Origin of the sequence: Staphylococcus sp. 2S1, from assembly GCF_046721335.1 — a bacterium.
Taxonomy (GTDB): Bacteria; Bacillota; Bacilli; order Staphylococcales; family Staphylococcaceae; genus Staphylococcus; species Staphylococcus equorum_A.
The window spans coordinates 1,044,399-1,056,579 of sequence record NZ_JBEUUJ010000003.1; the positions used below are offsets into that span (position 1 = coordinate 1,044,399).

At 43.2% G+C, this 12,181-nt stretch carries 1 protein-coding gene, 5 rRNA genes and 1 pseudogene; all 7 read left to right on the forward strand.

Annotated features, from left to right (window positions below; genetic code table 11):
- Positions 1–52 precede the first annotated feature (52 nt).
- Positions 53–2,978: ribosomal RNA gene (locus ABLV90_RS05510) — 23S ribosomal RNA — on the forward strand.
- A gap of 80 nt (positions 2,979–3,058) precedes the next feature.
- Positions 3,059–3,173 (forward strand): 5S ribosomal RNA (gene rrf, locus ABLV90_RS05515).
- A 1,710-nt stretch (positions 3,174–4,883) separates the two neighbouring features.
- Positions 4,884–6,436: ribosomal RNA gene (locus ABLV90_RS05520) — 16S ribosomal RNA — on the forward strand.
- A 289-nt stretch (positions 6,437–6,725) separates the two neighbouring features.
- Positions 6,726–9,651 (forward strand): 23S ribosomal RNA (locus ABLV90_RS05525).
- Positions 9,652–9,731: 80 nt separating this feature from the next.
- Positions 9,732–9,846: ribosomal RNA gene (gene rrf, locus ABLV90_RS05530) — 5S ribosomal RNA — on the forward strand.
- The 16S, 23S and 5S rRNA genes sit together here, the layout of an rRNA operon.
- Positions 9,847–10,212: 366 nt before the next feature.
- Positions 10,213–11,557, forward strand: a pseudogene (locus ABLV90_RS05535) (lysine decarboxylase).
- Position 11,558: 1 nt separating this feature from the next.
- On the forward strand, positions 11,559–12,176 hold the full coding sequence (gene tmk / locus ABLV90_RS05540) for a dTMP kinase (RefSeq protein WP_069818270.1): 618 nt from the start codon (positions 11,559–11,561) through the stop codon (positions 12,174–12,176).
- Positions 12,177–12,181 lie beyond the last annotated feature (5 nt).

Here is a 12,181-nt window from a genome sequence, read left to right on the forward strand (position 1 = left end):
TTAATAACATTTTAGGTTTTCAACCGATTTTTTTCGTGTTGAAAGTCGAAAAGATTAAGTTATTAAGGGCGCACGGTGGATGCCTTGGCACTAGAAGCCTACGAAGGACGTTACTAACGACGATATGCTTTGGGGAGCTGTAAGTAAGCTTTGATCCAGAGATTTCCGAATGGGGAAACCCAACACGAGTTATGTCGTGTTATCGATATGTGAATACATAGCATATCTGAAGGCAGACGCGGGGAACTGAAACATCTTAGTACCCGCGAGAAGAGAAAGAAAAATCGATTCCCTGAGTAGCGGCGAGCGAAACGGGAAGAGCCCAAACCAACGAGCTTGCTTGTTGGGGTTGTAGGACACTCTATACGGAGTTACAAAAGAACAAATTAGACGAATCATCTGGAAAGATGAATCAAAGAAGGTAATAATCCTGTAGTCGAAAGTTTGTTCACTCTTGAGTGGATCCTGAGTACGACGGAACACGAGAAATTCCGTCGGAATCCGGGAGGACCATCTCCCAAGGCTAAATACTCTCTAGTGACCGATAGTGAACCAGTACCGTGAGGGAAAGGTGAAAAGTACCCCGGAAGGGGAGTGAAATAGAACTTGAAACCGTGTGCTTACAAGTAGTCAGAGCCCGTTAATGGGTGATGGCGTGCCTTTTGTAGAATGAACCGGCGAGTTACGATTTGATGCAAGGTTAAGCAGTTAATGTGGAGCCGTAGCGAAAGCGAGTCTGAATAGGGCGTTGAGTATTTGGTCGTAGACCCGAAACCAGGTGATCTACCCATGACCAGGCTGAAGTTCAGGTAACACTGAATGGAGGGCCGAACCGACTTACGTTGAAAAGTGAGCGGATGAGTTGTGGGTAGCGGAGAAATTCCAATCGAACCTGGAGATAGCTGGTTCTCTCCGAAATAGCTTTAGGGCTAGCCTTAAGTAATGATTATTGGAGGTAGAGCACTGTTTGGACGAGGGGCCCTTATCGGGTTACCGAATTCAGACAAACTCCGAATGCCAATCAATTTTATCTTAGGAGTTAGAACGCGGGTGATAAGGTCCGTGTTCGAAAGGGAAACAGCCCAGACCACCAGCTAAGGTCCCAAAATATATGTTAAGTGGAAAAGGATGTGGCGTTGCCCAGACAACTAGTATGTTGGCTTAGAAGCAGCCATCATTTAAAGAGTGCGTAATAGCTCACTAGTCGAGTGACACTGCGCCGAAAATGTACCGGGGCTAAACATATTACCGAAGCTGTGGATTGTCCGTAAGGACAGTGGTAGGAGAGCGTTCTAAGGGCGTTGAAGCATGATCGCAAGGACATGTGGAGCGCTTAGAAGTGAGAATGCCGGTGTGAGTAGCGAAAGACGGGTGAGAATCCCGTCCACCGATTGACTAAGGTTTCCAGAGGAAGGCTCGTCCGCTCTGGGTTAGTCGGGTCCTAAGCTGAGGCCGATAGGCGTAGGCGATGGATAACAGGTTGATATTCCTGTACCACCAAATTTCGTTTTAAGCGATGGGGGGACGCAGTAGGATAGGCGAAGCGTACTATTGGATTGTACGTCCAAGCAATGAGACTGAGTGTTAGGCAAATCCGGCACTCTTAAGGTCAAGTTGTGATGGGGAGAGGAAATTGTTTCCTCGAGTCGTTGATTTCACACTGCCAAGAAAAGCCTCTAGCTAGAATTTTGGTGCCCGTACCGCAAACCGACACAGGTAGTCAAGATGAGAATTCTAAGGTGAGCGAGCGAACTCTCGTTAAGGAACTCGGCAAAATGACCCCGTAACTTCGGGAGAAGGGGTGCTCTTTAGGGTTAACGCCCAGGAGAGCCGCAGTGAATAGGCCCAAGCGACTGTTTATCAAAAACACAGGTCTCTGCTAAACCGTAAGGTGATGTATAGGGGCTGACGCCTGCCCGGTGCCGGAAGGTTAAGAGGAGTGGTTAGCTTCGGCGAAGCTACGAATCGAAGCCCCAGTAAACGGCGGCCGTAACTATAACGGTCCTAAGGTAGCGAAATTCCTTGTCGGGTAAGTTCCGACCCGCACGAAAGGCGTAACGATTTGGGCACTGTCTCAACGAGAGACTCGGTGAAATCATAGTACCTGTGAAGATGCAGTGTTACCCGCGACAGGACGGAAAGACCCCGTGGAGCTTTACTGTAGTCTGATATTGAAATTCGGTACAACTTGTACAGGATAGGTAGGAGCCTTTGAAACGTGAGCGCCAGCTTACGTCGAGGCGTTGGTGGGATACTACCCTTGCTGTGTTGGATTTCTAACCCGCACCATTTATCATGGTGGGAGACAGTGTCAGATGGACAGTTTGACTGGGGCGGTCGCCTCCTAAAGAGTAACGGAGGCGCTCAAAGGTTTCCTCAGAATGGTTGGAAATCATTCATAGAGTGTAAAGGCATAAGGAAGCTTGACTGCGAGACTTACAAGTCGAGCGAGGGTCGAAAGACGGACTTAGTGATCCGGTGGTTCCGCATGGAAGGGCCATCGCTCAACGGATAAAAGCTACCCCGGGGATAACAGGCTTATCTCCCCCAAGAGTTCACATCGACGGGGAGGTTTGGCACCTCGATGTCGGCTCATCGCATCCTGGGGCTGTAGTCGGTCCCAAGGGTTGGGCTGTTCGCCCATTAAAGCGGTACGCGAGCTGGGTTCAGAACGTCGTGAGACAGTTCGGTCCCTATCCGTCGTGGGCGCAGGAAATTTGAGAGGAGCTGTCCTTAGTACGAGAGGACCGGGATGGACATACCTCTGGTGTACCAGTTGTCGTGCCAACGGCATCGCCGGGTAGCTATGTATGGACGGGATAAGTGCTGAAAGCATCTAAGCATGAAGCCCCCCTCAAGATGAGATTTCCCAACTTCGGTTATAAGATCCCTCAAAGATGATGAGGTTAATAGGTTCGAGGTGGAAGCATAGCGATATGTGGAGCTGACGAATACTAATCGATCGAAGACTTAATCAAATTTAAAAGTGTTTTGTTTGGCATTATCAAATTTTACTTACTATCTAGTTTTGAATGTATAATTTTTATACAGTTCATTGTCTGGTGACAATGGCAAGGAGGTCACACCTGTTCCCATGCCGAACACAGTAGTTAAGCTCCTTAGCGCCGATGGTAGTCGGACTTACGTTCCGCAAGAGTAGGACGTTGCCAGGCAATTAAGGACCCGAAAGGGTCTTTTTTTATGGAGAAAAAGAGCTTAACTACCAAAAACAACTGGTTTAAAATATGAGCACATAAGCTGAAGCTCATGTGTAAGAACTACTAATCCCAATGAGATTGGGAAGTAGTTCTTTAGAAGCTGACGAACTCAGCGAAAGACGCGACGAGCTTAAAAGCGGTAAGTGAGTAAGGAAAGAGCGCAAGTGAGAAAAGATGCGAGCGCTTGGCTTATATCAGGAAAGCTCCTTAGCGCCGATGGTAGCTGATTTACGTTCCGCAAGAGTAGGGTAAGAGGGATACAAAAGACAAGTCTTTTGTATAAGTGCTCCTAAACTCTAATTATTAGAATAAGGAGCACTTTACAGGCAATTAAGGACCCGAAAGGGTCTTTTTTTTATGGATAAAAAGAGCTTAACTACCAGGGTTACAAGAGTGAAGCGATTGCATAAGTATTACTAACCTCTATAAACTGAGGGGCAGTCTTTATCGAAGAACTGAAATTTTGATTTAAAACATGAACACATAAGCTGAGATCATGTGTAAGGACTACTAACCTCAATAAATTGAGAAGTAGAAGTTTTTACAGCCAGTGTTATAGGATACGAGGAGTCGAGACTGAGAGGTCTCTTTTTTGTGGAAAAATAGTGTGAATCTCATCCTAAGAGATATGAGAATAATTTAAGGATTACAAGAGTCGGTGCTCTTGTATAAGAACTACTAATTTCGCAAGCGAAAAAGTGGTTCTTTATAAATTAAAAAGTGGTAGTTTATAGGAATATAAGAGTTGAAGGCCATATTAAATGTGATTTATTTTTGGGTTAGGTAAATAAAGTATTCTAGAGTTCTAGTTAACATTTAGTATTCACTTAATTTACTACTGCATAGAGTAAAAATTTTTTTCGCTTATATTATCCAAAAGGCTTATCAATATATAACTTTTCAACTGATATAAGAATTAGAGTATCATCTCTTTTATGTATGGAATTTCCATTTGTGAGTTTTCAATGTGTTAATATAAATTTATTTAATAGTTCTGATATTCATAAGATTAAAGACATAGGTTGTTTTTTACTTGATCTATAAATTTTTAAGTATGTTTTAAAAGATAAAAATTATTGGAAGAATAATTAGAGCAATATTTTCGAGATTTTCACTTTTATTATTTGGAAGAATTAGATTATATAAATTATGAATAGAGAAAAAGTTTAAAAAAACATAGTGAGCAACGAGAAATAAAATAGTGAATAATCTTCCAAATAGAGTGATATATAGTTATTTTAGAAAGGGATTAGCCTTCCTTGTATTTGGATTTATTACATTGAAAAAGCTGTAGTTACTAGAGATTCGACTATAATATAGTCTTAATGAATTAGATTTGTTTAATAAATGTAAGTTTTGTAGCGATAGTGTAAATTTTACTGTTGTTAAAAGCTTTTTATGCGTGTATAGTATTACTAGTCGAGCGAAACAACACGACAAACACAAAAAGAAATACGAAACACAACGAAAATTAATTTTAAAAAGTTCTTGACTTTCTGAGTCATAACCTGTAAAATTAAGTCTTGTGATTAAGAAATGAACATTGAAAACTGAATTGCAATATGTCAACGTTAATTCCGAACGCAACATTAAATTGTTGGTTCAAACGTGTTAGAGATAACACACAAATTAGTATTTTATGAGCTAATCAAACATCATAATTCATTTATGGAGAGTTTGATCCTGGCTCAGGATGAACGCCGGCGGCGTGCCTAATACATGCAAGTCGAGCGAACGGATAAGGAGCTTGCTCCTTTGAAGTTAGCGGCGGACGGGTGAGTAACACGTGGGTAACCTACCTATAAGACTGGAATAACTTCGGGAAACCGGAGCTAATGCCGGATAACATTTGGAACCGCATGGTTCTAAAGTAAAAGATGGTTTTGCTATCACTTATAGATGGACCCGCGCCGTATTAGCTAGTTGGTAAGGTAACGGCTTACCAAGGCAACGATACGTAGCCGACCTGAGAGGGTGATCGGCCACACTGGAACTGAGACACGGTCCAGACTCCTACGGGAGGCAGCAGTAGGGAATCTTCCGCAATGGACGAAAGTCTGACGGAGCAACGCCGCGTGAGTGATGAAGGTTTTCGGATCGTAAAACTCTGTTATTAGGGAAGAACAAATGCGTAAGTAACTGTGCGCATCTTGACGGTACCTAATCAGAAAGCCACGGCTAACTACGTGCCAGCAGCCGCGGTAATACGTAGGTGGCAAGCGTTATCCGGAATTATTGGGCGTAAAGCGCGCGTAGGCGGTTTCTTAAGTCTGATGTGAAAGCCCACGGCTCAACCGTGGAGGGTCATTGGAAACTGGGAAACTTGAGTACAGAAGAGGAAAGTGGAATTCCATGTGTAGCGGTGAAATGCGCAGAGATATGGAGGAACACCAGTGGCGAAGGCGACTTTCTGGTCTGTAACTGACGCTGATGTGCGAAAGCGTGGGGATCAAACAGGATTAGATACCCTGGTAGTCCACGCCGTAAACGATGAGTGCTAAGTGTTAGGGGGTTTCCGCCCCTTAGTGCTGCGGCTAACGCATTAAGCACTCCGCCTGGGGAGTACGACCGCAAGGTTGAAACTCAAAGGAATTGACGGGGACCCGCACAAGCGGTGGAGCATGTGGTTTAATTCGAAGCAACGCGAAGAACCTTACCAAATCTTGACATCCTTTGAAAACTCTAGAGATAGAGCCTTCCCCTTCGGGGGACAAAGTGACAGGTGGTGCATGGTTGTCGTCAGCTCGTGTCGTGAGATGTTGGGTTAAGTCCCGCAACGAGCGCAACCCTTAAACTTAGTTGCCAGCATTTAGTTGGGCACTCTAGGTTGACTGCCGGTGACAAACCGGAGGAAGGTGGGGATGACGTCAAATCATCATGCCCCTTATGATTTGGGCTACACACGTGCTACAATGGACAATACAAAGGGCAGCTAAACCGCGAGGTCATGCAAATCCCATAAAGTTGTTCTCAGTTCGGATTGTAGTCTGCAACTCGACTACATGAAGCTGGAATCGCTAGTAATCGTAGATCAGCATGCTACGGTGAATACGTTCCCGGGTCTTGTACACACCGCCCGTCACACCACGAGAGTTTGTAACACCCGAAGCCGGTGGAGTAACCATTTATGGAGCTAGCCGTCGAAGGTGGGACAAATGATTGGGGTGAAGTCGTAACAAGGTAGCCGTATCGGAAGGTGCGGTCGGATCACCTCCTTTCTAAGGATATATTCGGAACATCTTCCTTGAGAAGATGAAGAGGAATGACATTGACATATTGCATTCAGTTTTGAATGCTCATTACGAGTATTCATTGCGTTATTTTGTACATTGAAAACTAGATATGTAAGTAAAATTTATGATTTTACCAAGCAAAACCGAGTGAATTAGAGTTTTAAAAAGCTTGAATTCAAAAAAATAGAAATAATCGCTAGTGTTCGAAAGAACACTCACAGATTAATAACATTTTAGGTTTTCAACCGATTTTTTTCGTGTTGAAAGTCGAAAAGATTAAGTTATTAAGGGCGCACGGTGGATGCCTTGGCACTAGAAGCCTACGAAGGACGTTACTAACGACGATATGCTTTGGGGAGCTGTAAGTAAGCTTTGATCCAGAGATTTCCGAATGGGGAAACCCAACACGAGTTATGTCGTGTTATCGATATGTGAATACATAGCATATCTGAAGGCAGACGCGGGGAACTGAAACATCTTAGTACCCGCGGGAAGAGAAAGAAAAATCGATTCCCTGAGTAGCGGCGAGCGAAACGGGAAGAGCCCAAACCAACGAGCTTGCTTGTTGGGGTTGTAGGACACTCTATACGGAGTTACAAAAGAACAAATTAGACGAATCATCTGGAAAGATGAATCAAAGAAGGTAATAATCCTGTAGTCGAAAGTTTGTTCACTCTTGAGTGGATCCTGAGTACGACGGAACACGAGAAATTCCGTCGGAATCCGGGAGGACCATCTCCCAAGGCTAAATACTCTCTAGTGACCGATAGTGAACCAGTACCGTGAGGGAAAGGTGAAAAGTACCCCGGAAGGGGAGTGAAATAGAACTTGAAACCGTGTGCTTACAAGTAGTCAGAGCCCGTTAATGGGTGATGGCGTGCCTTTTGTAGAATGAACCGGCGAGTTACGATTTGATGCAAGGTTAAGCAGTTAATGTGGAGCCGTAGCGAAAGCGAGTCTGAATAGGGCGTTGAGTATTTGGTCGTAGACCCGAAACCAGGTGATCTACCCATGACCAGGCTGAAGTTCAGGTAACACTGAATGGAGGGCCGAACCGACTTACGTTGAAAAGTGAGCGGATGAGTTGTGGGTAGCGGAGAAATTCCAATCGAACCTGGAGATAGCTGGTTCTCTCCGAAATAGCTTTAGGGCTAGCCTTAAGTAATGATTATTGGAGGTAGAGCACTGTTTGGACGAGGGGCCCTTATCGGGTTACCGAATTCAGACAAACTCCGAATGCCAATCAATTTTATCTTAGGAGTTAGAACGCGGGTGATAAGGTCCGTGTTCGAAAGGGAAACAGCCCAGACCACCAGCTAAGGTCCCAAAATATATGTTAAGTGGAAAAGGATGTGGCGTTGCCCAGACAACTAGTATGTTGGCTTAGAAGCAGCCATCATTTAAAGAGTGCGTAATAGCTCACTAGTCGAGTGACACTGCGCCGAAAATGTACCGGGGCTAAACATATTACCGAAGCTGTGGATTGTCCGTAAGGACAGTGGTAGGAGAGCGTTCTAAGGGCGTTGAAGCATGATCGCAAGGACATGTGGAGCGCTTAGAAGTGAGAATGCCGGTGTGAGTAGCGAAAGACGGGTGAGAATCCCGTCCACCGATTGACTAAGGTTTCCAGAGGAAGGCTCGTCCGCTCTGGGTTAGTCGGGTCCTAAGCTGAGGCCGATAGGCGTAGGCGATGGATAACAGGTTGATATTCCTGTACCACCAAATTTCGTTTTAAGCGATGGGGGGACGCAGTAGGATAGGCGAAGCGTACTATTGGATTGTACGTCCAAGCAATGAGACTGAGTGTTAGGCAAATCCGGCACTCTTAAGGTCAAGTTGTGATGGGGAGAGGAAATTGTTTCCTCGAGTCGTTGATTTCACACTGCCAAGAAAAGCCTCTAGCTAGAATTTTGGTGCCCGTACCGCAAACCGACACAGGTAGTCAAGATGAGAATTCTAAGGTGAGCGAGCGAACTCTCGTTAAGGAACTCGGCAAAATGACCCCGTAACTTCGGGAGAAGGGGTGCTCTTTAGGGTTAACGCCCAGGAGAGCCGCAGTGAATAGGCCCAAGCGACTGTTTATCAAAAACACAGGTCTCTGCTAAACCGTAAGGTGATGTATAGGGGCTGACGCCTGCCCGGTGCTTCGGAAGGTTAAGAGGAGTGGTTAGCTTCGGCGAAGCTACGAATCGAAGCCCCAGTAAACGGCGGCCGTAACTATAACGGTCCTAAGGTAGCGAAATTCCTTGTCGGGTAAGTTCCGACCCGCACGAAAGGCGTAACGATTTGGGCACTGTCTCAACGAGAGACTCGGTGAAATCATAGTACCTGTGAAGATGCAGGTTACCCGCGACAGGACGGAAAGACCCCGTGGAGCTTTACTGTAGTCTGATATTGAAATTCGGTACAACTTGTACAGGATAGGTAGGAGCCTTTGAAACGTGAGCGCCGGCTTACGTCGAGGCGTTGGTGGGATACTACCCTTGCTGTGTTGGATTTCTAACCCGCACCATTTATCATGGTGGGAGACAGTGTCAGATGGACAGTTTGACTGGGGCGGTCGCCTCCTAAAGAGTAACGGAGGCGCTCAAAGGTTTCCTCAGAATGGTTGGAAATCATTCATAGAGTGTAAAGGCATAAGGAAGCTTGACTGCGAGACTTACAAGTCGAGCAGGGTCGAAAGACGGACTTAGTGATCCGGTGGTTCCGCATGGAAGGGCCATCGCTCAACGGATAAAAGCTACCCCGGGGATAACAGGCTTATCTCCCCCAAGAGTTCACATCGACGGGGAGGTTTGGCACCTCGATGTCGGCTCATCGCATCCTGGGGCTGTAGTCGGTCCCAAGGGTTGGGCTGTTCGCCCATTAAAGCGGTACGCGAGCCGGGTTCAGAACGTCGTGAGACAGTTCGGTCCCTATCCGTCGTGGGCGCAGGAAATTTGAGAGGAGCTGTCCTTAGTACGAGAGGACCGGGATGGACATACCTCTGGTGTACCAGTTGTCGTGCCAACGGCATCGCCGGGTAGCTATGTATGGACGGGATAAGTGCTGAAAGCATCTAAGCATGAAGCCCCCCTCAAGATGAGATTTCCCAACTTCGGTTATAAGATCCCTCAAAGATGATGAGGTTAATAGGTTCGAGGTGGAAGCATAGCGATATGTGGAGCTGACGAATACTAATCGATCGAAGACTTAATCAAATTTAAAAGTGTTTTGTTTGGCATTATCAAATTTTACTTACTATCTAGTTTTGAATGTATAATTTTTATACAGTTCATTGTCTGGTGACAATGGCAAGGAGGTCACACCTGTTCCCATGCCGAACACAGTAGTTAAGCTCCTTAGCGCCGATGGTAGTCGGACTTACGTTCCGCAAGAGTAGGACGTTGCCAGGCAATTAAGGACCCGAAAGGGTCTTTTTTTTATGGAGAAAAAGAGCTTAACTACCAAAAACAACTGGTTTAAAATATGAACACATAAGCTGAAGCTCATGTGTAAGAACTACTAATCCCAATGAGATTGGGAAGTAGTTCTTTAGAAGCTGACGAACTCAGCGAAAGACGCGACGAGCTTACAAGCGGTAAGTGAGTAAGTGTCTTTTTTTTGAGTGAAAAATTAGTGAAGCTTGATTAAAGACAAAGTTTTTTATATGCAGTACATTTAGGATTAGAGGTAGGGACAAACACATATTCCACTCTCTATATGTTAAAATATAATGAACTATAGGAGTTGGAATTATTGTTTGAAAAGCGAGGATACATATGAAATTACCATTAACTAATAAACTTAATGATATATTAAATAGAAATCCGATTTCGATGCATGTACCTGGGCATAAAAATATGACAATCGGTTATTTAGAACAATTAAATTTTAAAATGGATATGACTGAGATTACAGAATTAGATGATTTACATCACCCCGATGAAGTGATAGCACAAAGTATGGAAGGTTTAGAGAAACATCCTGACTATGATGCATATTATTTAGTCAATGGGACTACGTCTGGGATTTTATCAGTAATCCAAGGATTTTCAGGACAAGAGGGGCATTATTCCATAGTTCGGAATGCACATAAATCTGTATTTCATGCTTTGGATTTAACATCAGAGCAGTGTCAATTATTGGAAATGAAAATGAGTGAAAAAACGAACCAATATTTAGGTCCGAATTTGGATGCATTTTTTTCTCAAATAGAACAAACTAAATTAGCAATTCTTACATATCCTAATTATTATGGTGAGTGTTTTGATGTATCTATTGCTATCAAAGGTCTAAAAGAGCACAATATACCTGTATTGATAGATGAAGCACATGGTGCTCATTTTGATTTAGAAGGCTTTCCCAATTCCACTTTAAATATGGGTGCGGATTACGTAGTGCAATCGTATCATAAATCATTACCAAGCACTAACAATGAGTTCTATTATATTTATTCATAAGAATGCACCGAGACGGGAAAAGGTTATTAAATATTTGTCCTATTTTCAATCTTCAAGCCCTTCCTATCTATTAATGACGAGTTTGGAATTAGCGCATCAGTTTTATAAAGATTATAACAGTCATCTCTTTTTTGAAAAAAGAGGTCAATTAATTCAAGAGTTAAAAGAAATTGGAGCTGAAATCGTTAAAGTTGAAGATCCACTGAAATTGAATATACGTTGTAATGGTTATACTGGTTTTGAATTACAAAAGCATTTTGAAACTAAAGATATTTACGTTGAACTTGCTGATGAACATCAGGTATTGTTCGTTTTGCCTTTATGGCATAAGGAAGATACATATCCATTTGATTTATTAATAGAAAGAATACGACAGATTGAGTTGGAAGAGAGAGACACACAATCACCTGCTCAGTCCGCGTTTAGAACTGAAGAAGGTACATACCAAGCGGGCGATATAGTTGATACAAAAAGTATCAATATTAGTCATGCTGAATCTAAAGTTTTAGCAACAAATATCGTTCCATATCCTCCTGGCATCCCTGTTATGTTTAAAGGAGAAAAAATTACAGAAAATATGATAAAATTAATGAATTATTGGTATGATAATAATATAAGAGTAGAAGGAATTAAAAATTATAAAATAGAAATTAAGGATGAATAAAATGTCAGCTTTTATAACTTTTGAGGGCCCAGAAGGTTCAGGTAAAACTACAGTCATTCAACAAGTGGCAGAACGGTTAGAAACAGAGTATGATGTTGTACTTACTAGAGAACCTGGTGGTGTTAAAACTGGAGAGCAAATACGTGAAGTATTACTTGAAGGTGACGATATGGATGAGCGCACTGAAGCCTTATTATTTGCGGCGTCAAGGCGAGAACATCTTGTTGGTAAAGTTATACCATCATTAGATGAGGGCAAGTTAGTATTATGTGATCGTTATATAGATAGTTCATTAGCTTATCAAGGTTATGCACGGGGTATAGGAATAGAAGAAGTGAAATCTATTAATGAATTTGCTATCAATGGTTTATATCCAGATAGAACCATTTACCTTGATGTGAGCGTGGAGGTAGGTCGTGACCGTATACAAAAAAATCAGCGAAATCAAAATCGCTTAGATCAAGAAGATGTAATATTTCACGAAAAAGTAGTTGAAGGTTATAGGAAAATTATTCATAATGAGTCTAAACGTTTTATTGTGATTGATGCAAATCGAAGTTTAGAAGAAGTAGTAAATGCGACGTATAAATCTATCAGCAAATACTTAGAAAAATTGTGATATAA